At 36.9% G+C, this 25,770-nt stretch carries 21 protein-coding genes and 2 riboswitches; of the genes, 10 read left to right on the top strand and 11 right to left on the bottom strand.

Annotation, left to right across the window (positions count from 1 at the left end; genetic code table 11):
- Positions 1-94: 94 nt before the first annotated feature.
- The gene (locus H8S90_RS19420) at positions 95-1,021 is read right to left on the bottom strand and encodes a 1-aminocyclopropane-1-carboxylate deaminase/D-cysteine desulfhydrase (RefSeq protein WP_370525658.1); all 927 of its coding nucleotides are present in this window, start codon (positions 1,019-1,021) and stop codon (positions 95-97) included.
- 189 nt (positions 1,022-1,210) lie between these two features.
- On the opposite strand from H8S90_RS19420, the gene H8S90_RS19415 reads away from it, so the two are divergent.
- Complete coding sequence (locus H8S90_RS19415; RefSeq protein WP_187339468.1) at positions 1,211-2,455, top strand: pitrilysin family protein; 1,245 nt, start codon at positions 1,211-1,213, stop codon at positions 2,453-2,455.
- Positions 2,448-3,731 (top strand): pitrilysin family protein, encoded by a 1,284-nt coding sequence (locus tag H8S90_RS19410; protein ID WP_187339467.1) that lies wholly within the window; start codon positions 2,448-2,450, stop codon positions 3,729-3,731. Before H8S90_RS19415 ends, H8S90_RS19410 begins: the two co-directional genes overlap by 8 nt.
- Before the next feature lie 41 nt (positions 3,732-3,772).
- Here H8S90_RS19410 and H8S90_RS19405 read toward each other — a convergent pair whose 3' ends face one another.
- Both H8S90_RS19405 and H8S90_RS19400 read right to left on the bottom strand, forming a co-directional pair.
- On the bottom strand, positions 3,773-5,401 hold the full coding sequence (locus H8S90_RS19405) for an NADP-dependent glyceraldehyde-3-phosphate dehydrogenase (RefSeq protein ID WP_187339466.1): 1,629 nt from the start codon (positions 5,399-5,401) through the stop codon (positions 3,773-3,775).
- Between the two features lie 377 nt (positions 5,402-5,778).
- The gene (locus H8S90_RS19400) at positions 5,779-6,561 is read right to left on the bottom strand and encodes a zinc-dependent peptidase (RefSeq protein ID WP_187339465.1); all 783 of its coding nucleotides are present in this window, start codon (positions 6,559-6,561) and stop codon (positions 5,779-5,781) included.
- Between the two features lie 158 nt (positions 6,562-6,719).
- Between H8S90_RS19400 and H8S90_RS19395 the strand changes: the two genes are divergently transcribed.
- Complete coding sequence (locus tag H8S90_RS19395) at positions 6,720-8,564, top strand: DNA topoisomerase 3 (protein ID WP_187339464.1); 1,845 nt, start codon at positions 6,720-6,722, stop codon at positions 8,562-8,564.
- 112 nt (positions 8,565-8,676) lie between these two features.
- On the opposite strand, the gene H8S90_RS19390 is transcribed toward H8S90_RS19395, so the two are convergent.
- Together H8S90_RS19390 and H8S90_RS19385 are read right to left on the bottom strand one after the other, a co-directional pair.
- A complete protein-coding gene (locus H8S90_RS19390; protein ID WP_187339463.1) occupies positions 8,677-9,822 on the bottom strand; it encodes an AI-2E family transporter in 1,146 nt (381 codons plus the stop codon).
- Between the two features lie 173 nt (positions 9,823-9,995).
- Positions 9,996-11,084 carry a DUF5074 domain-containing protein gene (locus H8S90_RS19385; protein WP_187339462.1) on the bottom strand — a complete coding sequence of 363 codons (1,089 nt, stop codon included), beginning with the start codon at positions 11,082-11,084 and terminating at the stop codon, positions 9,996-9,998.
- 115 nt (positions 11,085-11,199) lie between these two features.
- Positions 11,200-11,400, bottom strand: a riboswitch (cobalamin riboswitch).
- An 88-nt stretch (positions 11,401-11,488) separates the two neighbouring features.
- On the opposite strand from H8S90_RS19385, the gene H8S90_RS19380 reads away from it, so the two are divergent.
- Positions 11,489-12,562, top strand: coding sequence for an acyl-CoA dehydrogenase (locus tag H8S90_RS19380; protein WP_187339461.1), 1,074 nt, complete (start codon positions 11,489-11,491; stop codon positions 12,560-12,562).
- A gap of 61 nt (positions 12,563-12,623) precedes the next feature.
- Here H8S90_RS19380 and H8S90_RS19375 read toward each other — a convergent pair whose 3' ends face one another.
- From H8S90_RS19375 to H8S90_RS19360, 4 genes are all read right to left on the bottom strand, one after another.
- The gene (locus H8S90_RS19375; protein WP_187339460.1) at positions 12,624-13,064 is read right to left on the bottom strand and encodes a DoxX family protein; all 441 of its coding nucleotides are present in this window, start codon (positions 13,062-13,064) and stop codon (positions 12,624-12,626) included.
- A gap of 91 nt (positions 13,065-13,155) precedes the next feature.
- Complete coding sequence (locus H8S90_RS19370; RefSeq protein WP_187339459.1) at positions 13,156-13,482, bottom strand: YegP family protein; 327 nt, start codon at positions 13,480-13,482, stop codon at positions 13,156-13,158.
- A 400-nt stretch (positions 13,483-13,882) separates the two neighbouring features.
- Positions 13,883-14,596, bottom strand: a complete 714-nt coding sequence (locus tag H8S90_RS19365; protein ID WP_222852140.1) for a DUF3307 domain-containing protein — start codon at positions 14,594-14,596, stop codon at positions 13,883-13,885.
- Entirely contained in the window at positions 14,593-15,207 is a 615-nt protein-coding gene (locus H8S90_RS19360; protein ID WP_187339458.1) for a SatD family protein, read from the bottom strand. The genes H8S90_RS19365 and H8S90_RS19360 overlap by 4 nt, the downstream gene beginning before the upstream one ends.
- 176 nt (positions 15,208-15,383) lie before the next feature.
- Here H8S90_RS19360 and H8S90_RS19355 point away from each other — a divergent pair, with 176 nt between their 5' ends.
- Entirely contained in the window at positions 15,384-15,908 is a 525-nt protein-coding gene (locus tag H8S90_RS19355) for a hypothetical protein (protein ID WP_187339457.1), read from the top strand.
- Between the two features lie 534 nt (positions 15,909-16,442).
- On the opposite strand, the gene H8S90_RS19350 is transcribed toward H8S90_RS19355, so the two are convergent.
- Together H8S90_RS19350 and H8S90_RS19345 are read right to left on the bottom strand one after the other, a co-directional pair.
- The gene (locus tag H8S90_RS19350) at positions 16,443-17,762 is read right to left on the bottom strand and encodes a peptidoglycan DD-metalloendopeptidase family protein (protein ID WP_187339456.1); all 1,320 of its coding nucleotides are present in this window, start codon (positions 17,760-17,762) and stop codon (positions 16,443-16,445) included.
- A 526-nt stretch (positions 17,763-18,288) separates the two neighbouring features.
- Positions 18,289-18,828, bottom strand: a complete 540-nt coding sequence (locus H8S90_RS19345) for a TetR/AcrR family transcriptional regulator (RefSeq protein ID WP_187339455.1) — start codon at positions 18,826-18,828, stop codon at positions 18,289-18,291.
- A gap of 222 nt (positions 18,829-19,050) precedes the next feature.
- Here H8S90_RS19345 and H8S90_RS19340 point away from each other — a divergent pair, with 222 nt between their 5' ends.
- The 5 genes from H8S90_RS19340 (at position 19,051) to H8S90_RS19320 (ending at position 25,748) form a co-directional block, all read left to right on the top strand.
- Entirely contained in the window at positions 19,051-19,890 is an 840-nt protein-coding gene (locus H8S90_RS19340; RefSeq protein ID WP_187339454.1) for a universal stress protein, read from the top strand.
- Positions 19,891-20,177: 287 nt separating this feature from the next.
- Positions 20,178-21,257, top strand: a complete 1,080-nt coding sequence (proB, locus tag H8S90_RS19335) for a glutamate 5-kinase (protein WP_187339453.1) — start codon at positions 20,178-20,180, stop codon at positions 21,255-21,257.
- Between the two features lie 9 nt (positions 21,258-21,266).
- Positions 21,267-22,514 (top strand): glutamate-5-semialdehyde dehydrogenase, encoded by a 1,248-nt coding sequence (locus H8S90_RS19330; RefSeq protein WP_187339452.1) that lies wholly within the window; start codon positions 21,267-21,269, stop codon positions 22,512-22,514.
- A 38-nt stretch (positions 22,515-22,552) separates the two neighbouring features.
- A riboswitch (cobalamin riboswitch) is annotated at positions 22,553-22,753 on the top strand.
- A gap of 123 nt (positions 22,754-22,876) precedes the next feature.
- Entirely contained in the window at positions 22,877-23,725 is an 849-nt protein-coding gene (locus H8S90_RS19325) for a cell surface protein (protein WP_187339451.1), read from the top strand.
- Between the two features lie 22 nt (positions 23,726-23,747).
- On the top strand, positions 23,748-25,748 hold the full coding sequence (locus H8S90_RS19320) for a TonB-dependent siderophore receptor (protein WP_187339450.1): 2,001 nt from the start codon (positions 23,748-23,750) through the stop codon (positions 25,746-25,748).
- Positions 25,749-25,770 lie beyond the last annotated feature (22 nt).

Raw genomic sequence — 25,770 nt, 5'->3', positions numbered from 1 at the left:
TAAAATTTTAATAAATCCAATTTAGTAAGGTTATTTATTGGTAAAAATGTGTTTTTATTAATAATAATATTGTTTTTTTGCTAAAGTGACAAAACTAATGATTGAATCCAAATGAGTCAAGTTTGCCTAATATCCCAGTCATTCCTCCAGTGTGGAGAACTAGTATGCTGCTGTTTGGAGGGAAGTACTTTTTTTCAATTAAATCGAAAAGACAGAAAAGCATTTTGCCCGTATATACAGGTTCTATTAATATCCCTGTTTTGCTGACAAAATGCTTAATAAAAGTTAGAAGCGCTGGCTTTGTTTTCGCATAACCGCCAAAATGATAATCGGTGTGCAGCATGACATCTTTAATAGTATTATCTAAACGATTAATATCTTCATATAAAAAAGCACCGTTGGCAAGCACCGGCACGCCATTAAGTCGTGTATGCAAGCGGTTATTTTTTACCCCTATCGCAAGACCTGCTAATGTAGTACCAGTACCGCATGCAGTGAATATATGATCATATGCAAACGGGAGTTCGTCAATAATTTCGACACATCCTTTAAGAGCATGAACAGAAGCTCCACCCTCATTTATGAAATAAGTGGTACTATCTTGTCTATGGTATTTATTAAAGATATTTTCTTTATTTCGATAGTTCTCTCTACTTACAAATTTGAGTTCCATGCCGAAAAGTTTGCAAAGGTTAAGATTTTGATTTTCTACAGATTCGCCACGAACATAAGCTGTACTGGTAAATCCAAACTTTGCAGCAGCCGCCGCGGTAGCTAAAAGATGGTTTGACCAAGCTCCGCCGAAAGTTACCAAATGTGTTTTATTCTCTTTTTTTGCATCAAGTAACGTATATTTCAGTTTTCGCCATTTATTTCCGGATATGAATGGATGGATCATGTCATCTCTTTTGATATGCACGGTTAGATTATATTTTTCAAATAAATTGAACTTTAATGGTTCTACGGGACTGTGAAAATCAAAAGAAAGCTCCATATCTAAGTTTTCTGCAAACTTAGGCAAACTCAAACGGATAAACAATTTGGCTTTTTGGATGGTTGAAATTTACAAAAGAGCTATATTAACTCATATTTATTGCAGTATAAACGCTATAAATCTATATCGTTATTACAATTGTTCATATACATTGATATTTGTGTAACAAAAATGTAAAAAATATACTAGGTTTGCCTTCAAAAATAAAACATCCATATGATAACATACAATCGTTTTACTTTAGATAACGGTTTAAGAGTTTTGGTGCATGAAGACACAACAACTCCCATGGTTGTTGTCAATACCTTATATGACGTTGGTGCGAGGGATGAAGATCCTAATAAAACAGGTTTCGCACATTTGTTTGAACATTTGATGTTTGGGGGATCAGTAAATATCCCTCAATTCGATCTGCCTTTACAACGCGTAGGAGGGGAGAGCAATGCCTTCACAAATAATGACATCACAAACTATTATATTACGTTGCCCGCTGTTAATGTAGAAACGGCATTTTGGTTGGAGAGTGATCGAATGCTTAGTTTGGCGTTTAATGAGAAGAGTTTAGATACTCAACGTAACGTAGTTTGCGAAGAATTTAAGCAACGGTATCTCAATCAGCCCTACGGTGACGTCTGGTTGAAATTGCGTGCGCTAGCATATCAAGAACATCCTTACCGATGGGCTACAATTGGAAAAGAGCTCGCACACATCGAGAATACTACCATGGACGAGGTAAAGGCTTTTTTTAAGAAACACTATCATCCTCGGAATGCAATATTAGTCGTTTCTGGGAATGTGAAAACGTCGGAAGTTAAAAAATATGTAGAGAAATGGTATGGTGATATACCTACGCGCGAAAAATATCTGAGAAAACTTCCAGTGGAGCCGGCTCAGGCTAATGCCAGAAGGGAAGTGTGCCATGGCAATGTTCCTGTAAATAGTCTATATATGGCTTTTCATATGGCAGAGCGTGGCGCTTCTGCTTATTACGCAGCCGATTTGATTTCCGATATACTCTCACGAGGTCAGTCATCCAGATTATATAGACGACTTTTAAAAGAGCACGCATTATTTAGTGAAATAAATGCTTACTTACTGGGGAGTATTGACAAAGGTTTATTCATCATTGAAGGGAAGCCGTTAATACATGTATCAATAGAAGAAGCAGAAAATGCCATCTGGCAAGAACTCGAAGAGCTAAAGACAACATATATTATGGATTATGAATTAGCAAAGGTTAAAAATAAAGTCGAGTCAACGTTGGTTTTCGGTGAAATGTCTATTTTAGACAAGGCAATGAATTTGGCCTATTTTGAATTACTGGGCAGTGCTGAACTGTTAAATGATGAAATAAACAAATACCGAAGTATAACTGCTGAATCCATTCAGTTACAAGCAAAGGAAATATTTAAAAAGGAAAATTCATCAACCTTAGTTTACATAGCAAATACACATGATTGATAGAGAAAAAGCGCCGAATTATAATGATATTAGTGAATTTAAATTACTGGAACCCGTCAAGGAAACATTGAATAACGGAATAGATTTATTTGTTTTCAACTCCGGCGAGCAAGACTTGGTACGAATAGAATGGGTTTTTGATAACTTAAGCGTCGCCGGTGCAAATCCATTGTATAATGTGGCGCTATCAGCGATGCTGCTTGAAGGAACCAAAAAGCTTTCAGGAGCTGAAATAGCAGAAAAAATCGATTTCTATGGAGCTTTCTTACAACCGGAATATTCTTTCGATCATACCTCTCTCACCTTGTATGTCTTAAATAGATATGTGGGTGAGTTGTTACCAATGTTGAAAGACATCTTGACTAACAGCATTATTCCTTCGAAGGAGCTAGATACCTATATACGTAATAACAAACAATCGCTTGCTGTATCTTTAAATAAAACGGATTTTATCGCTCGAAGAACCTTTAATAAAAGTATATTTGGTGATACTAAATACGGTTTTAGCCCTACATTAAGCGATTATGATAACCTAGAAAGAGAACTGTTGCTTACACTTCTTAAACAGCAAATTTCATCAGATAATTGTACCATATTTATTGCAGGAAAGGTTGAATCCAAAACTATCGATACTATTTCAGCATTCTTTGGAGGAACTTGGGGAGCAGCTGAACCTAATATACGGGTAAAAGACGCATATATTTTTAATACTTTTTCGTCAGATATAACATTGGTTGAAAAGACGACAGCGTTGCAGTCCGCAATACGCATAGGTAACTTGGCCATCAACAGAACAGATCCAGATTTTTCGGTTTTTCAATTGGTGAATACGATATTGGGCGGATATTTTGGGTCAAGACTAATGAATAATATCAGGGAAGATAAAGGCTATACTTACGGTATAGGCTCCGGAATTGGAGCTTTGAAACACGGCGCCTTTTTTACAATAGCTACGGAAGTCGGAGTAGAAGTAACTGCGGCTACGCTGGAGGAAATTGAGAAAGAAATAAATCGTCTAAAAAGTGAGAAGGTGCCCTTAGAAGAGTTAAATTTAGTGAAAAACTACATCGCTGGAACTTTTCTTGGTTCTTTGGAAAATGTTTTTTCTCATGTGGATAAATTCAAAAACATCTATTTTAATGGCTTAGATATGAATTTTTACACACGGCATTTGGCGATAATAAAAAATAGCGATACGGAAGATATTTTGATGACAGCTAATAAATATCTCCATTATGATCGTATGGCAAAAATAGTCGTTGGGAAAATTAGTTAAGGATTGATGATCCTTAACTAATTAAATAATATCATAATACGTTAGAAAATAAAATTTGTGCTAAGAAAATTCGAATCTTGATTATTAACGATATCATTGATCAGCTGCTTGTTGGTTTTACTCATTTTTGTTGCCACTAAAGAGCGTATCGAGAACGAACGTAAGGCATCCACAACAGATAAAGTTCCTTCAGCACTATCTTTACGCCCGGTAAAAGGAAACTTATCTGGGCCTCTTTGGCATTGGCTATTTATATTTACTCGGCTTACCAGGTTTACAAAAGGATCTATCAAAGAAGCGATTTCTTTAGCATTGTTGCTAAAAATACTTACCTGCATCCCATGCGGAGATTCTATTTGATACTTAATCGGCTCCTCAATGGAGTCAAATGGAATTATCGGTATAATAGGACCGAATTGTTCTTCTCTGTATAGTTTCATTTTTTCGTTCACAGGATATACAACTGCTGGATACACAAATGTGCCAATACTTTCACCACCGTTCTCATTCATTACTTCCGCTCCCCATTGCTTAGCATCTGCTATACAGTCCTTTAAATAGTCTGGTTTTCCAGGTTCTGGTAGTGGCGTTAGCGTAATACCTTCTTCCCAAGGCATCCCAAACTTTAATAGAGCAATAGATTTGTTAAGTGCATCTAAAAAATCTTTTACAATATCTTTGTGTACAAATACTATTTTAATAGCGGTACACCGTTGCCCGTTAAACGATAATGCTCCTAGGACAATTTCGTTGACAGAAAGCGTTATATCCGCATTTTTTGTTACTATCGCTGCGTTTTTAGCATCCAAGCTCAATACCGCTCTTAGCCGGTTAATTTTTGGATGGCTTTTTTTTAAATCGTTCGCTACTTTACTAGATCCTATAAAAGCTAACACATTTATTTTTCCTGTTTTCATCAATCCGGGAGTTGTGTTTGCCCCTCTGCCATAAATAGTGTTTACGACCCCTTTTGGAAAAGATTCCTGAAATGCTTTTAGCAACGGATAATGTAAGAGTGTTCCGTGTTTTGGCGGTTTAAACAGTAACGTATTTCCCATAATAATTGCAGGAATGAGTGTAGTGAATGTTTCATTTAACGGATAATTAAAGGGACCCATGCATAGTACTACTCCTATAGGTGAACGTCTTATTTGCGCAACAACGCCTTCTTCAATCTCGAATCTTGAGGATTGGCGATCGACGTCTTTTAAGGCGTCAATGGTAGCATTTATGTAATCTACCGTGCGGTCAAATTCTTTGGTAGCATCTATATATGATTTTCCTATTTCCCACATGATGAGCTTAACAACTAAATTTCGTTGTTCATTCATTTTGAACACAAATTTTTGAAGACATTTAATGCGACCACTTACCCCCATGGTTGGCCATTCTCCACGTCCGTTATCATACGCATTAACGGCCGCATCAAGCGCTTCCATCGCTTCCTTTTCTGTACAGATAGGGTAAGTGCCAATAAACTTTCGTTGAAGGTTCCCATGTGTGTCTGGTAAACAAACAGGAGAATATACTTCACTATACGGTCCTTTCCACTGGAGCATTTCTCCGTTACATAAATACTCCCTTTGATGAATTTCTTCTGAGAGAGCAAATTCAACCGGTATTTCATGCTCCGATTTAAACATTGATTTCAATTGGTCTTTAAATTCCATTTTTTTAAAGTTTTGGTTTCAGGACTTCAACAACATTATGCGAGTTCCGATTTGTTTGGACAAGGTGAAAATAGTCATTCAGTTAATACTTTCATAATAAATATTGTTTAATATTGTAAATTACGTTTTCTATGTTAATTTATGTTGATATAAAAATAAAATATACAGTCTGTTTGCTGCTAGGCGCTTTGGTAACTACTTTCCGATAATCGGTTTTCAGCTATCCGAGTTCAGTAACAAATTCTATTATTCATTTATTTTATAGGCTGGTAGCCTTCACCTAGGAATTATACCACTGAAAAGATGAAGTGATTGACTGGGTGGATCCCGATTGACCTAAATAATATCAGAAAATTATCCCCTTAATAATTCCTGCATTAAGAAGTGGTCTTAAAGATCTTTGTTAACATCTCGAAAAGGGCCGGATGCTTTTTGTTAAGACGATCTGGATTTTCAAAAAAATATTCCGATGCAACTGCAAAAAATTCAGCCTCATTTGTCAAGGCATATGAATCAATTTCGGAATTTCCTTTTGCTATTGCCTGCATTTCCCGGTGCATGAGTTTTATCCATGGTATAACGTAAACATTTTCTAATAGATGCTCGGGTACGCCATCAACACTTCCATCGCTCTTATCTATTAAATGAACAAATTCATGTATAGCCGTGTTGCTGTTTTTTGAAAAGGTAGAAAAACCACTATGCAACGCTTTCTTCGACAAAAGCATTTGTCCGTTCATATAGCCAGTTCCGATCAAGCCTAACGTGTTGTGATGTGTTCCTTCAAATTGAAAATGCTTGTCGAAGGCGTCTGGGTACAGAATTACGTTCGTTAAGTTAGGGTAACGCCATCCCTGAAATGAAAATATGGGAATTATTGCACTTGAGGCTACAAGGATTCTATCTAAATCATCTACGTTAGTACCTACACCTTCAATCTTGACGCTGCTCAGAAACGCTGAAACCTCAGTTAAGAACCGGTTTTTATTTGTGGCATCTAATCGCTTATAAAAACTTACACGATCCTCAATGAGCAATCGATATGAGCGATATTGTTTCTTTGCGTTGTTAGCGTTTCTTGATAACTTGTACCTTTCGATTAAATATAATACGATTATTGTGGTAGTTATAGCAATAAAAAAGAATGTCAGGAAAAGCATATGTTGTTGTTTTAGCGTAACAAGTGGAACACGTATACTGTTTTAAATAAAGAAATTATCTAAATAATATCTGTTAAAGATTTATATATGAGTCTGATACATAAAAAGTGCCGATTTTAGAACAGATGGATTAAATTAGCGGTCCCAAAACAGGATTAATGAGAGTTATTATTACGGAAAAGCCTTCGGTCGCACGTGATTTAGCAAAGGTATTTGGAGCTACAATCAAGAGGGATGGTTACATTGAGGGTACAGGATACTTTTTCACTTGGGCCTTCGGACATTTGTTGCAGCTCGCGCCTCCACAGGATTACGGTTACATCGGGTGGAAGGCTAAAAACTTACCTATGGTACCGCAAAGGCTCAGGTTAACGGTTCGTAAGGTAAAAACCAAGGATGGATTAATAGAAGACCCCTCTATAAGAAAACAGTTGAATATCATTAAAATGTTATTTGATGTTTGCACAGAGATTATCGTAGCGACTGATGCCGGGAGGGAGGGTGAGCTAATTTTTAGGTATATCTATAGATATCTACAGTGTAAAAAACCTTTTAGACGCTTATGGATATCTTCTCAGACTGACAATGCTATTAAAGAAGGGTTTAGGAACCTTAAGCCCGGACAGGATTATGATACGTTATTTTATTCAGCACATTGTCGGTCCGAATCTGATTGGTTGGTAGGGATGAACGCAACTCAAGCTTTAAGCGTGTCAGCTGGTGCCAGGAGCGTTTTATCTCTAGGACGTGTTCAGACGCCAACATTAGGCATGATCTGCGCCCGATATTTAGGGCATAAAAATTTTGTTCCTAAGACTTACTACCAATTAAGTATTCTACTCCAAAAAGACGATCAACTGTTTAAGGCGATATCAAAAAAAAATTACAACGATAAAGCAGAAGCAGCGAAAATATTACATTCGGTGGAGGATGTAGGGACAGGATTTCCGAATGGAGCCATTATTCTTAGCGTTGAGACCAAATCAAAAAAAGAACAGCCCCCCTTGTTGCACGATTTGAGTAGTTTGCAGCAAGAGGCAAATAAGAAAAGAGGGTTAACTGCGGATGAAACACTTGCTATTGTCCAACGTTTATACGAAGAAAAATTAGTTACGTACCCACGTACGGGCAGTCAATATATAGGAGATGACGTATTTGCAACTATCCCATCATTATTAGAAAAACAACAAAACCATCCGCAATTCGGTAAACATGCAGGCTATCTACTTAACCATAAACTTAACAGGCGCAGTGTCAATGCCAAAAAAGTAACTGATCATCACGCTATATTACCAACCGGGGAAAGGGCGGGAAACCTGTCAACTGAAAAACAGGCAATATATGATATGATAATCGGAAGGATGTTAGAGGCTTTTCATGAAGTTTGTACGAAAGATTTAACAAAAATAACCATAAAATCCGGTACAATGTTCGTAGCGAATGGAACAGTTCTTCGTTCAGCGGGTTGGCGGTCGATTTACAATGAGTCTGACGAGAATGATAAGGAGCTAGAAAACAATAAGTTACCCCTAGTGGAAGAAGGTAATCACTTACCTATTATTAGAAAGGAACTAAACGAAAAACAAACTAAACCGAAACCGCTATATACAGAGGCTTCTCTACTGAAAGCTATGGAAACTGCTGGGAAGGAGATAGAAGATGAAGAGCTTCGGTACGCAATGAAAGGAAGTGGGTTAGGAACTCCCGCTACTAGGGCTTCTATTATTGAAACGCTCATTAAAAGAAGTTATATTCTTAGACAAAAGAAAAATTTAGTACCAACAGATACTGGTTTGGCTGTTTACGACATTGTAAAAGACAAGAAGATAGCACAGGCAGAGCTAACCGGACAATGGGAAAAGCGTTTGGAGGAAATTCGGGAGGGGGCTTCCGTTAAACTGTTCAGAGAAGAAATTAAAAACTATACAAAGGCAATAACCAATGAATTATTAATCGCAGGGAAAAGTTTAAGTCCTGTGATATCAGGAGGGGCGAAACAATAAAAAGAAACTTGATACAGTTGTATCTATTCTTTACAGGTTTATTATTTGGCTACTACTGCATTCGTCATAATAATATACCTGAGAATATGTGTTAAGGCAGTACCTTTACTGTTTAATGAGCGTCATCATTCTTTTCCTTTAACTTATCTTTAAGCTGCCATCTTTTAATTAATACCATTGTGGAGTGTTTTTTCAAATGATATTTTTCGGGTTCACCGATCAAAAATCCAAAGGCTTTCATTGAAGGTATCGCGTCAAACAATACTTTAATTACGGCCGTAAGTGGTAGTGCTAAAATTAAACCAGCCAAACCAAATAACATGCCACCTAAGAGAATGGCAATAACAGCCATGAGCGGATTAATACTTACCTTACCGCCAACAATATTCGGTGTAATTAAATTTCCCTCAAGAAACTGTACCACCTGAAACCAAGCTACCACTCCGATAGCGTACCAATAACTGTCTTTGGTAGCTAATGCAAATAAAGCCGGGAGAATGGATCCGATAGCAATGCCAATATAGGGAAGGAGCATAAGAAGTGACGCGAGTGTTCCAAAGAACCAAGCGTATTGTACCCCCAAAACCATGAGTCCTACCGTGTTGAGCACGGCAACAATCGCCATTACAGTTACTAGTCCAAGTAGATAGCTCTGCACAACGGTGTATATTTTATTTAAAGTTTCATGTACTTTACTTTGGGGAGTGCCCTTAAATGCATGGAAGAAAAATTCGCGAAAGAAATCTCTGTAATAAAGTAGAAAAAAGGAAAATAGCGGTACAATAACTACACCAGCTAAAATACCTCCTACCGATCCGAAAGCAGCCGACAGGTAAGTCCCGGCATGAGATAGCGCCTCATTAGACAATTCTTTTACTTTCTCGGTAATTTCACCGGGTTCGACGCCAAATCTAACCGTTATCCATTGCTGGATGGTGTTGAAAATGGTCATGAACTTATTCTGTAAATCCGCACCGTTATGCCCTATAACAATAACCTGGTGTATAATGAACCAGATAAGCCCAGAAATAACTACGATGGAAAGTATAACAGCGATAATAGAAGATAATGCTCTATGGAAATTATATTTCTCCAGAAACCGGGCTACCGGAAATAAAGAAATTGCAATCAAGATAGAGAACATCAGAGGAACTAATACACTCTGAAGAAAATAAAGAACGGCAATAATCAATACCATTGAAAGTAAGCTTGCCGCTAGCTCGTAAGAGTAAGGTTTTTTGTTAGTCGAGTCAGCCATAAATTATCAATTACCATTGTTAGCATACACGTCAGATGTATGGATCGAACAATAAACAACGATAAATCTATTTAGTTTTTAAAATTACGGGCATCAGCATATTTGCGTGGTAGATGCCCGTAAGAAGAAGAGAAAAAATATTTTAAATAGTTGATATTCTGTTGCTTTTGTTTCTAGTTAACCAATACTGGTAATGCGGGGAAATAAAAGCCTTCGTAACTTATTTTTTTAATTGCTGCTCCGAAAGCATTGTAAAACAAAATCTGGTTGTAGCTGTAATTATTACCGAAACCTGACTTTACCACAGGTACAATTAAATTTTGTGATTTTTCATCATACCGGATAGAACCGTAAATCCATTGTCCATCGGGAACCCTAATAAAGGGCATATCTAGAGAGGCTGGATTTCCTTTTAAATACCGATAAATCTCTGTTCCAGAAGCCCAAGAGATGAGCTTCGTTAGATATATAGCATCTTCGTGAGGCGAATAAGTAATTGAGCCTGCACGCCATGCTCCAACGGATCCCGTGAAGTTAAAAGGAAGCTTTACTTCTTCTACTTCAAGATCATTCGAATGAACTCCATATAGAATTTCCCCACCGGCAGCCCATATTATACCATTTTTTGTTTGTACGAAACCGGAAATCGGTCCCGATATTTCTTTTACTACAGTAAAATCATTATTATTTAAAACGTAAAGCAGCCCATTACTGGAGATGATAAAGGTGTATTGGCTGGTTGCGATCATGTCTCCGATTGTACCTTCGATATCAGCTATTTTATCTCCTAATGCTAAATTTTCCAGGTTTAATGCATACAGACCGTCTCCCGTTCCCAGTAAACCTGTGGTTTCATTTATTCCAACAAAACTTTGACCGTTATTACCGGGTAATTGCGCTATTCGGCCTGTTTCTTTCATAGTTTGTGCATCAGCGGCCACCAAAGGCCCGCCAACTTTTACAACCATATACAACTTCCCCTGAAATAGTATTCCATTTTGAAGCGTATTTCCAGGTCCTCCCAAGGTTGCTCCCTCATTTTCCTTTGAAAAAATGTCGAAAGATATACTGTCACCATCATAATGGTAAAAATTAATGTCCCCCGGGTTATGTCCGAACCAACCCTCGTTTAATAAAAAGAAGCCATTTGTGTATTTACCTGAAATTTCATCTGGAATAGGATTCTCGTCACTTTTTGAGCAGGAGGTAAGTAATGTAATAGTGAGGAGTAAATAGGAAAAAAAAGATAAAAATTTTCTCATGTTCTACAATGATTAAATAAAAAAATAATTGGGAAAAAAGCGCGGAACAAACGGAAACACAACTATGTTAAAAGTTGTATCGATAGTTAGTTCGTTACTTCAATCCTCGAAAGTTACGTCTATATGATGCATCGGCAGGTATTCTGACTTACTCGACATTATTCCGCCTTCCCATCCAATCAGGACAGTGGCATGTTCTTTGAATAATTCCTTAGATAAGAGCTTACAGCTGCGGGACAGTTTTGGATTTCCACCAAATTCCCTTTTAATTTCAAATTACTTTACTAATTTAAAAACCTAATGCATGGCGAAATTAAAAAAATATCTTTGTACTGTATTTTATTTTCTAGGTTTTTTATTTGGTTTATTCTGAATAAAGACCTTAAATCGTAAATTTGAGTTAAATGGATTTACCAAAAGTCATTGTAGATGATTTAAGGAGGGAAGCCTTCCAAGCGGAAATACTAGAAAAACCAACATCGAAACAGTTAGCAATCATTTACGATAATAAATGGTTTAAAATGTTTGTTCCAGAGAAATACGGTGGGTTAAACTTATCTTTAATTGAAGGGCTTAAACTAGAGGAAGCACTGGCAGAAGTAGACGGAAGTATCGGATGGACAGTAACGTTATGCAGTGGCGCGACGATGTTCGTTGGATATATTGCACCTGATGTGTCTGACTTATTGTTTCAGAATGAAAAAGTATGTTTTGGAGGGAGTGGGAAAGTTTCCGGAGTGGCTGAAGTAGTTGATGATGGCTATCGCATTACCGGAATATGGAAGTACGCTACCGGAGCTCCGCATAATAGCGTGTTTACGGCCAATTGCCAGATAATAGAAAATGGAAAAATAGTGAGGGGAAATGACAGAATGCCTCTTATAAAATCATTTCTTCTATTAAATGAAGAGGTCGTACTCCATAATGATTGGCAAACCATGGGGCTAAAAGCTACAGCAGGATGGTCCTTTGAAGTAAAGGATTTGCTATTAGATAAAAACCGTTGTTTTCAGATTGATAATCGTTCAGCAATGCTGGATAATCCCATCTATCAATATCCTTTTTTGCAGTTTGCAGAAAGTACATTGGCGGTGAACACATTAGGAATGACTAAGAGATTCTTCACTCTTTTTGAACAAATCATTGATTATAGAGATAAAGAGACTGAATTTCCTGCTTTCGATAGAAAGAAACAAAGAAATCTATTAACAAATGCACAAAAAGAACTGGATAATATAAGTAATCAGTTTTATCAATGTATTTACCGATCGTGGAATCAACTAGTGGCTATTGGGCATATTGATAAGCGTTTACTGGGAGAAATTTCCCGTAGAAGTCGTCAACTTGTAAAGAACGCAAGACTCCACGCTAATAACTTATATCCATATGGTGGCATGGCGGCGGCAACGACGAATGAAGAAATTAATCTGGTATGGCGAAATTTATTTACAGCAAGCCAGCACAGTCTTTTGTTATAAAATTAAACCGATAGCATGGAGCTGTTATTTCTAGTTTTTCACTTATTGAATTTTCTTTATCTCATAAATGTCTCTTATCTTCAACTCTGGTACTGTTTTTTGTGATAAGCCAGTCCAAACTATATTTGCCCGGGCCGAGCATAAGAATAGTCAAATAACCTATCAGAAATGCGGGCACCAGCTCGTGTTTGCCAAAAATTTCCCATTGGTGTACAGAAAGGATAACCAGTACGGTGATAATCAATGGTATTGTTGCTAACCTCGTACAAAGACCGAGAATTAAGAGAATAGAACAAAAAAATTCTGAAAAGATGGTAAGCCCTAGAGAAAAGGGGCCGCCAAAGCCCATAAAATCCATAAACTGGTCTTTACGTTCAGCATAAGATAATAACTTTGCATAACCGTGATTAGGAATCATTAATATTCCAAAACCAACACGTAACAATAGCGTCGCTAGGTCAAGCGAGAGTCTGTTGTAAGTAGCAGAAAACAGTGATCGCATATTTGAATTTGTTAAGAAGCAAATATGCAATTATTTAGAATTATTATAAACAAATGCCGGAAAAGAATAATTCTATGACATTAGTTTAACATTACTCTTCGACAACAGTTGCGTTTGGTGCATTTTTTGTAACCGAAATGATGCCGTTATTACGCCCTGCTGAGGATTCATACATTTGGCTAGTTCCTATAATTTGACCATTACGGGCCTTGAGATTAAAGAAATATTTCCCGTTAGTGGATTGTTTGCTATCGAATCTGTCGCCATTTTTTGCATTTTCTTTAACAGAAGATATACCATTAATGCACGCAGTTTTTGATGTATATAACTCGCTGGTAAGAATAACTTGGCCATTTTTTGCCTTCAAATTAAAATGAAACTGACCGTTCTTTGCAGCCTTAACGATAAATTTTCCCATGATATTAAGTTTATTGCTGAATACAAACATAATAATTAAGTTATTAAATATCAATGATTTGTTTTGTTCTTGTTAAACTTAATCTTAATATTTTATACTTTACTGCGTCTTGTTTGCCAGATTTTTTCGGGCATTTCGATCATAGGTTTTTATTCCACGTTTGTTGGTGTATTGTCTGGTCCGTTGTGTATAACTACTTCGTTATTTGACGTCTGTTCGAAATTTATAAGGAGAGGTTGAGGAGATTTTGCATCAGACCATGCTGGTTTTTTCCATAATGAAGTAATTCCTGGTGAATAGATGCCTGAAGATGCTATTTCTGGAGCTTTTTATTGAGCAAAATTAGATAGCACAGAAAAAATATATTCGCTGATACTAAATTGGTGTGTTTCCCCTTTTACTATAAAATATTGATGTAAAATAAGCCTGTTAGAATAGCTATTCCGAAACTTAATAATGTTCCAATGAGCACATATTCTGTAAGCCTCCTATCTTCACCTTGCTTTAAATCTCCAAACCTAAAAATAGACTTTGCGGCGAGCAGGAAGCCTATAGCCTCAAATCTTCCTACAACAATAAAGACGAAGATCAATAGTCTTTCTAGGTTTCCAATCCATCTACCTGCGTTTTGCAGTGAGCCATTCTTTTGATTTTCCTCTAAATTCTGAGGAGACCAATTAGAGATAGCAATCTTAATAAAGATAGAACTGGGGGAGGTTAAGAGAAGAATGCAGGTATAAAGCAACAGGTATTTATCACTTAAGAGGAAAGCAAAATCAACTTCTGACCGCGCGTAAGAAAAGGCAACAATAAACAGTACTAATAAATGACAAGCCTGATCAATTAAAAAGATTGCTACTTTTCCTTTCTCCTTCTGAAGATAAAGTTTCGTAATGTCGATAATAAAATGACTGCATCCTATGCATAGTGCGTATGGCCAAAAATGGATATTCCAAACGATTAACATTGTTAGCGCAGTATGTATAATGCAGTGGATATAGAGGTAAAACGATCTGATTTTTTTTTGCTCTTTCGATTTTACAGCCCTGCCGGTTTGCAAGAGAAAATCCCCTATAAGATGTGCTAACAGTAATTTTAGAAAGATCACGATCATTTTGTTAATCCGTTTATTTTTTTAATAAATAAGCGCTGAAGAGCCTCAATTTCTGAAATGTGGGCTCTATTATACCGTTCACTTACAGATGATTGACTGATTCCCAGAATGTCTCCTAATTCCTTTTGTGATAGGTTTTGGTTTTCAAACAACGTTTTAATTAGCATTGCAGAATTCGGTGTCCAGTTATCCATAATGGTCAATGCTAATCTGAAAAGGATATTCAATTCCTCATTTAAGTTTTCATCGGTTGTTTTTATCGCTAAATTCTGTCTATCACGTTTTAACGATTCGAGCTTTTCACCGGAAAAAATATAAGCGTCACCGTAAGACTCAGATACTTTATCTCCTGTATAATTCTTATTGCCTATGCCGATCGCGATACGAACATCAAGCTCTTTAACGGTTTTTACACACGCTTTTATATAAATTGAATCTTTCAGAGCTTCTTGCGGAACATTCAGTTCAACCTGAAAGCTATCTCCACGAAATATTTCCCAATTATTAGCTGACGCAATTTTATTTAAAGCACGCTTTAATACATCTTGCCATGCCTTTGGAGAATTAATAGTACGAGAATTTACAATATCACCTGTTAAAACTGCAATCATAACATGAATATCGGATATTTATCCGATAATACAAAAAATCGGCTCTTCAATCTATATCTTCTTATTTATATGCCTAACGACGTGGTAACATAAGTAAAGTTCGGCAGTACTATTTTGACTATCATAAATTAGTAAAAAAGATCTATTTTTATAGATTATAAAAAACAACATTTGTCATGAGAAGCGCAAAAATATTGTTTCTAATAGTTATTGCACTATTTAGCTGCAATAAAAACGAGTTAACTAAAGATCAAGCACTATCACTTTTGGAACAAAGTGACAGGTACCCTTATGTACACAGTTATCAAATTTATGTTAAAGACTCTGAAGATGGAAAAAGAGTTATCAATGCTGGATTAGAAAAAGAAGGCTTGGTGAAGGTTGAGCGTAATAGAAAATCAGGTAATAATGAAGGAAACGTTATTGAGTTTACGGAGGCAGCTAAAACCTATTTTTTAGAGCCAGATAAAGGCCAGTTGAGTTCGGTGCAGCGGGTAAAAGTGGCCGAGGAGGTACTAGGCGAAGTTACTTCGCTGGAGATTGACGAAGAAGGGAAGAGCGCCAAAGCCACTTATACAACGAAGTTTACAGGAGTTACTCCCTTTGCAAAACTTGAAAAGAAAGCGTTTGGTGAACCTCGATCTCATGAAGTAAAATTTATAAAGGATAAAAATGGATGGAGAATGGAACGATCAGAATGACACCTTTTAGCTATCCAAGGATATAATATTAACTACAATGAATTTTTATTATTAATTAAAGAATTACTTGATTTTTCATAGAAAAAATATGTAATATTAATTGATTATTTCATAAATATGAAATAATAATAATAAATATGAAAAAATAGTCTTGTATCCTTATATTTGCAGTCCTATGTCAGGCCATCCGGCCACTTTTTAATAATAATAAGGGCCTTCAATCTCCTTGAAGGCCCCTTTTTTATCTATTCGTCAAATCTTCAGGGACTGTGTGTCCGTAGGGCATCGAAAGTAGCTGGAATATAAGCAATAAGCATCGGTTTGTAAGCTGATTTTTTGTTATTACGTCCATCGGCATAAACCATGGAAGTTTACATCTGGCATTTCAGCCATTCAGCAGATAGCTGAGCTAATTGCGCTTGAAATTAAGTGCCAGAATGGTGAAAAGGGTGGCGACCTATAGGAGATATCTGCCGATCTTCCGATTGATGTTTCGATATTTAAGGTTACTGAAACAGGTATTAAACTACTTATTTAAAACGCAGTTTTTTCTTCTAATTCGTTGGCCTGGGTAGATGCTGCGAGCAGGTCATCGTTATCGTCAAGTTTTAGAGAGGCTAGTAATTGTTGCTTCGCTATAATGCTACTTTTGAATTGAGCCAAAAACTCCTCCGATAACGGAATCGTTTCATGAAAATTCTGTTTTAAAGCGTCTACCTGTTTACCATTTTTCCAGAATCTATAACATACGTGTGGTCCGGTTGCAAGCCCGGTGCTTCCTACGTACCCTATGACTTGACCTTGCTGAATATTTTGACCGCGCTTTACAGCCCTTCTACTCATATGGAGATATTGTGTAGTATATGTACCATTGTGTTTTATTTTGACATAGTTGCCATTGTATTTCGTAAATGCAGACTCTACTACGGTTCCACTACCTGTTGCAATAATAGGTGTACCGCTAGGAGCCGCATAATCGGTACCAAGATGAGCTTTCCAAACTTTTTGTACCGGATGTAGACGTCTGTTCGTGTAGCGAGATGTTATCCGACTAAATTTTAATGGAGCCTTTAAAAAAGCGCGTTTTACACTATTACCTTCCTCATCATAAAAACCTCCCTTAGTGGTGCTATCCGGTTGAAAATAATAAGCCTGTAATTCTTTTCCTTTATGTGAAAAAATGGCAGATTGTATTTTTCCCGGGCCAATTGGTTTACCGTCCACATATTCTCTTTCATATTGTATCTTAAACCAATCATCTTTGTTGATAGCATAGAAATCTATCGCCCAGCCATATATTTCTGCTAGCTGCATAGCCAAAAGCGGATCTCCTCCATTCTTCTGTAACGCATCATAAAGAGAATGATTAATACTGCTTGCCAATGTTTCCGTCTTTTTCGTAACATCTTTTTTTCCTGTATATACGCGCATGCTGTCACGAAGATCGAAGACGATGTAATCAACTGGATTAGGCTGATAAATGAAATAAGCGGCACGTTGAGGATCGTTTTTATAGGTGAAAATCGTGTATGGATTTCCTGCGCTAATCTTTCTAACGTTAAAAACTGACTTCGATTTTTCAACTATCTTAGCAATAGCACTGCGGTCTATGGCATGTTCTTCCAATATATTTGATAGAAACTGATTGCGGGCTACCGTTTTTTTATGGACGTTAAATGAATCAACATGTAATCCGAATTGTTTAGGGAGGAGTACCGGCTTGCTGGGTAGACTAACACGTACTTCCTTTTGTGTTGGTTTGTTAAGCTCGAAGGCTGAGAAAAAAACGAAACCACTTCCTAAAACGATTGTCAGTGCTATGAGTATCTTTATTGTTTTTTTTTTGAATTTCATGTTGTTAAATAGGTTCGGTGATCTTTTCTATGCTTTGTTTTAATATTGTTTACACTACGATTCTACTAAAATCACGATTAGTTACTAAAATAACAAGAAAAGAATGGATTTATTGCATAGCGTAGGGGATTTTTATTCTTTTTGTGTGTAATTGATGTTCTAGGCAAACTGGAAATATTGATTTAGCAAAATTCGAATGACAGTTGTAGCTGGGCGGAGGATATCCTGTTATGTAAAAAAAAGTCTTTAATTGCAGCGTAATCATGTCTTTAACCAATAAATGAGGGGTTAATAATTACCAATGGTCGCAATTTCATATTTCTAATCTGATTGCAAAGAAAACAAAGTGATCATAAGTAAGCTACCCGGCAGTGCTCCCTTTACAAATGATCACTTTATATTAGAATATAAAAATGCTTAGTTTTATAATTGATTAGTGATGCAAATCTAATGTAATATTTTTAATATCAAAAAAATATTAAAAAAATAAGTGAGTAAACACTTACTTTGTTTTTTTCAAAGCTGATTATAGGTTGTACTTCTGTTTAATAAGTTCAGCGATTCTGTCAATAGCCTCGATTTCGCCAATAGCCTCTTTTTTCCACAGCGTATCTATCAAAAGTAGAAGAAATTGAGTTTCAAGTGCAGGATCTTTCTTGCCAAGTTCAGTAAATGCTTTGTTCACAACTACGTCAACTGACTTCATGAATAGATTATGCTGCTGCTTAGAAAAGTCATGATGTGAAAGTCTCTCTTGTAATTTCCAAAAAAGTGGCTCTTCACTCACCAGTTTTTTAGGAAGATCTATCATATTCCTCAAGAAAGATTTTGGATCATTGTAGGTGAGCATCCCATGGTTTTGTAGGAGTACACGTCTATAACCAGATTTAATTAGGTGGAACAGCAATTTATCCTTGTTTTCAAAATGCTTAAAGATTAATGCTTCAGAAACATTTGCTTCTCTGGCTATGAGCTTGGTAGAAGTATCAGCATACCCTTTTTCAGCAAACAAGAGAAGAGCTACATTCATTATTTTTTCTCTTCTGTTTGGCCCCTGTTTTTTCATATGCTATAATATAATATAACCTATTTTAGCGTTAATATGCGTACAAAGATATTATTCTTTAAACACTTTGTTAACATATCCGTGTATTCATTCTGTAAATTATAATACCATTAAAATAACGTCGAACAAAGCCAAGTGTCAATTGTTGAGTAAGTAGTTACTGCTGATAGAAGTCATTGCTGCGGTCGCCACAGCGTAGCTATAAAACAATAGTTTATTTCAATGAAAACAATCCTGTTAGCTACCGATTTCTCAGACGCTGCTTTCAATGCGGCCCGATACGCATTATCATTAAGCATACAACTGAATATAGAACGTGTACTAATATATCATTCATTTAATAAATTGCCCATAATAACAGAAATTCCTATAAGTGAGCCTTATAACAGCGATCACTTAGAGGAAGAATGCAAAGAAGAACTGAATAAATTAAAAGAGGCTTTGAATAATCAGACAAATAATTCTGTTGTTATAGAGGTATTGGCTGATCATCGTTCGCTCGACCTGGCTATTAACCAATTGGCATCATCTTACCAAGTCGAATTTGTTGTCATAGGCACCTCCGTTAAAAATCAAATTGAACGAATTTTTATTGGTAGCAATGCTGTTGATTTGATAAGGTCTACTGAATATCCTTTATTAATAGTACCACAAAGTGCCACGTACGATGATTTTAATAGCATGGTATATGCTTGCGACTTAAAAGAGGTAGCGCAAACAGTGCCAGTTCGTATGATTAAGTCTTGGGCAGATAATCTACAGGTCAGATTATTGGTCGTAAATGTGGATTACAACGATGTTGGTCATTTTGATCCAGATACAATCACTGAGCAATATAAGCTGCATGAGCTGTTTGGGGATACAGCGGAACTTCATTATATCGACCGTAAGGATTTAATAACCGGAATTATAGATTTTGCTCAGGAACATCGGGCTGGTATGATTTTTTTGGTAGTAAGAAGCTATGATTTTCTTGAAAGGTTATTCCATCGGAGTATCAGTGAAAGATTGCTTTGGCATGTGAAATTACCATTAATGTTTTTGAAGGAAATTAAGAGATGATTTTCTTCATGTTTCTACAGTGAGCATTAGATCGATTGGTGTACAATTGTAATGGTGCTGCTATATTTAAGCCGTTTGTTTGCAATCGTTCCAGCCAACACTTTTTTAACAAGCCTAATAAGGGTTACTTGATATTTTTCCGAATTTATTAACCTGTTAGCTATTGTGAAGTTTCATTGCTAAATAATTGTTGTTTTTTATAAAATGTTGTTAATTTGCTATCCTCCAAATCGTATAGGGAGTACTTTCTAATAAAATAAAATATTAATAGCTGTTACAACATCTCCATGGGTTTTCAATACAAGCGAATTATTGTAAAAGTAGGTTCAAATGTTATTACTAAAGACGATGGCCTTCCTGATAGCGGTCGTATCAAACACCTTGTTAACCAACTTGCAGCAATAAAAAAGGAAGGCGTCGATGTTATATTGGTTTCTTCCGGGGCCGTGGCTTCGGGCAGGAGTTTAGTTTCGTTGAAAGAAAGCAGACAGCCTGTTGCCATTAGACAAGTCCTTTCATCAGTTGGTCAGGTACAGCTCATTCATACCTATTCTGAATTGTTCAATATCCATGATATGTTATGCGCACAGGTGCTAGTTACAAAGGAGGATTTTCGTGACCGCGTGCACTATTTAAATATGAAGAATTGTTTGAACTCACTTCTACAACATAATATTATTCCTATAGTTAATGAAAATGATGTGGTGTCAGTTACGGAACTCATGTTTACAGATAATGATGAATTGGCTGGCCTGATTGCGTCCATGCTTAATGCAGATGCCTTAATTATCTTATCCAATATCGATGGCATTTACGATGGCGACCCTAAACTGGCAACTTCGAGAATTATTGAACAGATACAGGGTAATGATTATAACTTTTCATCCATTATTAAACCAGAAAAGTCAACATTCGGAAGAGGAGGGATGGTAACTAAAACTTCCATAGCCAGAAAGGTTTCAAAATTGGGGATTGCCGTACACATAGCTAATGGAAAAAGAGATGAGGTTTTATTCGATTTGCTCATGGGGAAATTGACCCATAGTTATTTTGTTCCGGAAAAAAGAAAATCAGGTAAAAAAAAATGGATTGCTCATGCTGAAAGCTCTGCTAATGGCATAGTAAAACTTAACAATGGTGCTAAAACGGTACTAACCTCGGGTAATGTAAGAAGCCTACTGCCTATTGGTATTTTGGAGATCATCGGAAATTTCAAAAAAGGAGATATTATCAAAATTTTAGACGAGGATAACGCAATTGTTGGATTAGGTATAGCTCAGTATGGAGCAGACAAAGCTCGAGAAAGACTTGGTCTTAAAAACCAAAAGGCATTGGTTCACTACGATTACTTTTATTCGATTTATTAATATTTAAGAATGAGTTATTTAAGCGCTTTCGAGAAAGCAAGAGAAGCACGGCAGGAAATGGTATACCTGTCTGCAGGAAAGATCAACGAGGTATTACAACTATTGGCTACTGAAATAGTAAGCAGTATTGATTTTTTACTGCGTGAAAATCAAAAAGATTTAGAGAAAATGTCGATTAGCGATCCTAAGTATGATCGACTAAAACTAACATCTGAGCGTATCAAAGCCATTGCAAGAGATATTGAGAACATTGCGGAACTCAACAGTCCTATTGGAGAGGTGCTCGAAAAACGGTTGTTGGCAAACGGTTTGGATGTAAAAAAAGTAAGAGTTCCTCTCGGCGTGGTAAGCGTGATCTATGAGGCTAGACCAAACGTAACTTTAGATGTTTTCGCTCTTTGTTTTAAAACAGGTAATGTAACAATTTTAAAAGGCGGTAGTGATGCCGAATTTTCCAATAAGGCTATTATGACAATTATTCATAAGGTATTAGTTCGGGAGCAGGTTAGTCCTGCAGTTGTTTGCCTATTGCCGGTAGATAGAGCTGCAACTGCATGCTTACTTAATGCCGTAGACTATGTCGATGTGCTTATACCTAGAGGAAGTCAGCAGCTTATTAATTATGTCCGTGAAAACAGCAAAGTTCCCGTTATAGAAACAGGAGCAGGCATTGTACATACTTATTTTGACGTTTCGGGTAATCTGGAGAAAGGGAGAGCTATTATTGATAATGCGAAGACAAGACGCGTAAGTGTGTGCAATGCGTTGGATTGCCTTTTAATACATAGCGATCGACTATTAGATTTAGTTCGTTTATTGGAGCCTTTGGCAGAAAAAGGAGTAGAGTTATTTGCCGATAGCAGAGCATATGAAGTATTGGCTGCAGGCTATCCGAAAAAGTGTTTGCAGCCTGCTGACGACCGTCATTATGGCATGGAGTTTTTATCATTAAAAATGGCGGTAAAAACAGTCGACAGCCTGGAAGAAGCCATTGCTCATATTACTGCATTTAGTTCTAAACATAGTGAGGCCATAATTGCTGAAGATGAACACGCTATCAATGACTTCTTAACCGCTATAGATGCGGCAGCAGTGTATGCCAATACGTCTACCGCTTTTACCGATGGTGCCCAGTTTGGCCTTGGGGCAGAAATAGGAATTAGTACGCAGAAATTACATGCCCGTGGCCCCATGGGCTTAGCAGAACTAACGTCTTATAAATGGATCGTGGTTGGTACCGGACAGGTACGTGTTTAGGATAGCATTTTTTCATTCATCTTCGAAAATTATATATTACCTTTGCCACGATATTTGGTTTTTAAATTATTGCTATAATTGAGATTAAAAGGGAATTTGGTGTAAATCCAAAACTGTCCCGCAGCTGTAAGTTCTCCTATTAGTCAGCATTTTAAATGCACCACTGTTTCGGAATGAAATGGGAAGGTCCGATGCTGGCAGAACAAGTCAGAATACCTGCCAGATATATGATGTAACTGATGGCTTTCGTGGATTGAAGCAAATTAGTATTTTGTACCGTAAGTATAACTTACTGATTCTTCTTTTCTGCTTCTTTAGCCTAAACTATGCTATTTTTATCGCACAAATCATAATGTATATATATGAAGAAAGACAGTTTTATGAAGCAGGCTCTTTTATACACGATGTCAATATTATGTCTAACAGCATGCAACAAAAAAGAAGATGTTGTTCCTGTAAGCAATAGGTATGTCGTTAATTTATTTGAATATAAACCTGCACCGGGTCAATTTATTAATAAAGCTCCAGGCAATATAGAAAGTGCTGAAGGAATTCTTGGAGGAAGAGAGGGGCTAGTCTCCTTAGGCGCATATGGGGGATATATCGTCTTGGGCTTTGACCATCCGGTAGTTAATCAAGAAGGTGAGGATGATTTCGTAGTATATGGTAATTCGCAAGCCGAGTTTGCCGAACCGGGTGTGATTTGGGTAATGCAAGATGCAAATGGAAATGGAGTGCCAGATGATACCTGGTACGAAATCAAAGGTAGTGCATATAACACCGATGGTTATCTTCGAGATTACGAGGTTACGTATTTTAAGCCTGAAAGTTCTGATGGTGATGTTTCCTGGAGAGACAGTCAAGGTAATGAAGGTGCAATAAAAAGGAACACTTACCACAACCAGCCATACTATCCCGAATGGCTTGACGCAACATCCTACACCTTGACCGGCTCACGTCTACCAAGTACCAATATCGATAAAACCGTTCCTACATATGTAAAAAGTATGCCTTTTGAATGGGGGTATGCCGATAATACCGTTGGAGGTGATAAGGTTGACATTGATAATGCTATCGATCATAACGGCGATAAAGTTGAGTTGCAAGCAATTGATTTTGTAAAAATACAAACGGGTATTCAGGCTGATTTAGGTTGGCTTGGTGAGCTCTCCACCGAGATAAGCGGTATAGAAGATCTCCATATTCCCTAGCTGACAAGTATCTATAGCGCTAATGCATTGGTTAAAGAGATTTTCTTTTATTTATTTTTTAATAATAAGTGTTGGTGTTCATGTTTCTTACGCACAGACCGTAATGGATACGGTATCCGTATATTCTCTGCAAGGTAGCCGATGGCTTAAATCACCAACCCCAGTCCAAACTTTAACCAAACATCAGCTTCAACGCCTTAATAGCCTTACCGTAGCTGATGCTACCCGTTTCTTGTCGGGAGTTCAGTTAAAAGACTATGGAGGCGTTGGTGGATTGAAAACTGTTAATATCAGGAGTATGGGAACTAATCATACGCAGGTATTTCTAGACGGATTAGCGATTAGTAATGCTCAAAATGGACAGGTAGATCTAGGCAAGTTTTCCCTAGAGAATATAGAGGAAATTACTTTATTCAATGGAGAACGACCTATGTTGCTTCAACCGGCAAGAGCCTTTGCTTCAGCTTCAGCAATGTATCTCACGACCTCTTCTCCTGTATTCGAAGAAGGTAAGCGGACCAACCTTCGTTTGGGAATCAAGGGTGGTTCATTCGGGTTGGTAAACCCGTCTATTTTATTACAACACAAACTTACAGATCAAACAAGTTTATCCCTAAGTACGGAGTATACCGAAGCTCATGGTAAATATAAATTTAGGCTCCGTGACAATAATTATGACACAACAGCTATTAGAGAAAATACGGATTTAAAGGCTTTTCGTATAGAGTCTTCCCTGCAGCGATCGTTAAAAAATGGATTATGGAAGTCCCAGTTGTACCTTTATCATGCTGATCGTGGGCTTCCCGACGCAACGGTAGGTAATCGGTTGAAACCTACGAGCCCCGAATTGGGACAAAGGCAAATTGACCGAAATATTTTCGTACAATCGTCGTTCTCACAAACTTATTATCGTTATTCCTTAGAAGTAAATTTAAAGTACGCAAACGATTATACTTATTATGCTAATCCAAATATCATAAAATTAGAAGGTCCCCTTGAGAACAACTATCATCAGCAGGAGGCTTACTTGTCGGTTGCTAATCAATACGCGTTGAGCAGCTATTGGAGTGTAGGTCTAGCAGGGGATTTTATCTGGAATAAGCTGAACGCAGACCTATATAATTTTGCTTATCCTACAAGGTATACCACATTGATAGCCGCAACAGCAAAATATAGCAATGACCGGTTAACGGCTCAAGCAACAATATTGAGTACTTTTCTTGAAGATAAAGCTCGTTTTTTCTCCGCAGCCGGAGATAAACAGGAGGTGACACCTTCAATATCTTTGTCTTGGCAGCCATTTAGTGATGATTCTTTTGTTATACGATCGTTCTATAAAAATATCTTTAGAATGCCTACATTTAATGATCTCTACTATACCGCGATAGGCAATACCTTATTAAAACCAGAATATGCTAATCAGTATGATATAGGTTTTACTTTTAGAAAGTATTATGATAAATATATTAAGTATATTAATTTACAATCAGATATATATTACAACGAAGTAAGTGATAAAATTATCGCTACTCCGGCAGATAACCAGTTTAGATGGATAATGTATAATTTAGAGCGCGTAAGTATTAAAGGCGCTGATGTAGTCGTAAAAAGTGGGTGGTCCGTAATAGGGAATGTGGAGCTGGATGTCGGTTTGAACTATACTTTTCAAGAAGCTCTGAATACAACAACACGAGGCAGTATGTACAACAAAGGGGAACAAATACCTTATATACCGAAGCACAGTGGCGCCATAACCTTAGGGTTAAACTATGGAAGTATTTATATGAACTATAGCTTTATATATACCGGAGAACGATACAGTCAGTCAGCTAATACTGTAGATAATTATCTACAACCATGGTATACCAGCGATTTTTCTTTAGGAAAAGATTTTTCGTTGAAATTGGGAAATGCAAAGGTTCTTCTGGAAGCTAATAACCTGTTTAACCAACCTTACGAAGTGGTAAAAAACTTTCCGATGCCGGGAAGGAACTACCGCATTAGGTTGGCATTTGATTATTAAAACAGCATGATATTTGATAGTA

Source organism: Olivibacter sp. SDN3, assembly GCF_014334135.1.
In the GTDB taxonomy this organism is placed as follows: domain Bacteria; phylum Bacteroidota; class Bacteroidia; order Sphingobacteriales; family Sphingobacteriaceae; genus Olivibacter.
This window is presented reverse-complemented; position numbering and strand designations above follow the sequence as displayed.

Coding starts and splice junctions, on each gene's coding strand:
- H8S90_RS19415 (WP_187339468.1), top strand. CDS start 1,211: ATGATAACATACAATCGTTTTACTTTAGATAACGGTTTAAGAGTTTTG.
- H8S90_RS19410 (WP_187339467.1), top strand. CDS start 2,448: ATGATTGATAGAGAAAAAGCGCCGAATTATAATGATATTAGTGAATTT.
- H8S90_RS19405 (WP_187339466.1), bottom strand. CDS start 5,401: ATGGAATTTAAAGACCAATTGAAATCAATGTTTAAATCGGAGCATGAA.
- H8S90_RS19400 (WP_187339465.1), bottom strand. CDS start 6,561: ATGCTTTTCCTGACATTCTTTTTTATTGCTATAACTACCACAATAATC.
- H8S90_RS19395 (WP_187339464.1), top strand. CDS start 6,720: ATGAGAGTTATTATTACGGAAAAGCCTTCGGTCGCACGTGATTTAGCA.
- H8S90_RS19390 (WP_187339463.1), bottom strand. CDS start 9,822: ATGGCTGACTCGACTAACAAAAAACCTTACTCTTACGAGCTAGCGGCA.
- H8S90_RS19385 (WP_187339462.1), bottom strand. CDS start 11,084: ATGAGAAAATTTTTATCTTTTTTTTCCTATTTACTCCTCACTATTACA.
- H8S90_RS19380 (WP_187339461.1), top strand. CDS start 11,489: ATGGATTTACCAAAAGTCATTGTAGATGATTTAAGGAGGGAAGCCTTC.
- H8S90_RS19375 (WP_187339460.1), bottom strand. CDS start 13,064: ATGCGATCACTGTTTTCTGCTACTTACAACAGACTCTCGCTTGACCTA.
- H8S90_RS19370 (WP_187339459.1), bottom strand. CDS start 13,482: ATGGGAAAATTTATCGTTAAGGCTGCAAAGAACGGTCAGTTTCATTTT.
- H8S90_RS19365 (WP_222852140.1), bottom strand. CDS start 14,596: ATGATCGTGATCTTTCTAAAATTACTGTTAGCACATCTTATAGGGGAT.
- H8S90_RS19360 (WP_187339458.1), bottom strand. CDS start 15,207: ATGATTGCAGTTTTAACAGGTGATATTGTAAATTCTCGTACTATTAAT.
- H8S90_RS19355 (WP_187339457.1), top strand. CDS start 15,384: ATGAGAAGCGCAAAAATATTGTTTCTAATAGTTATTGCACTATTTAGC.
- H8S90_RS19350 (WP_187339456.1), bottom strand. CDS start 17,762: ATGAAATTCAAAAAAAAAACAATAAAGATACTCATAGCACTGACAATC.
- H8S90_RS19345 (WP_187339455.1), bottom strand. CDS start 18,828: ATGAAAAAACAGGGGCCAAACAGAAGAGAAAAAATAATGAATGTAGCT.
- H8S90_RS19340 (WP_187339454.1), top strand. CDS start 19,051: ATGAAAACAATCCTGTTAGCTACCGATTTCTCAGACGCTGCTTTCAAT.
- proB (WP_187339453.1), top strand. CDS start 20,178: ATGGGTTTTCAATACAAGCGAATTATTGTAAAAGTAGGTTCAAATGTT.
- H8S90_RS19330 (WP_187339452.1), top strand. CDS start 21,267: ATGAGTTATTTAAGCGCTTTCGAGAAAGCAAGAGAAGCACGGCAGGAA.
- H8S90_RS19325 (WP_187339451.1), top strand. CDS start 22,877: ATGAAGAAAGACAGTTTTATGAAGCAGGCTCTTTTATACACGATGTCA.
- H8S90_RS19320 (WP_187339450.1), top strand. CDS start 23,748: ATGCATTGGTTAAAGAGATTTTCTTTTATTTATTTTTTAATAATAAGT.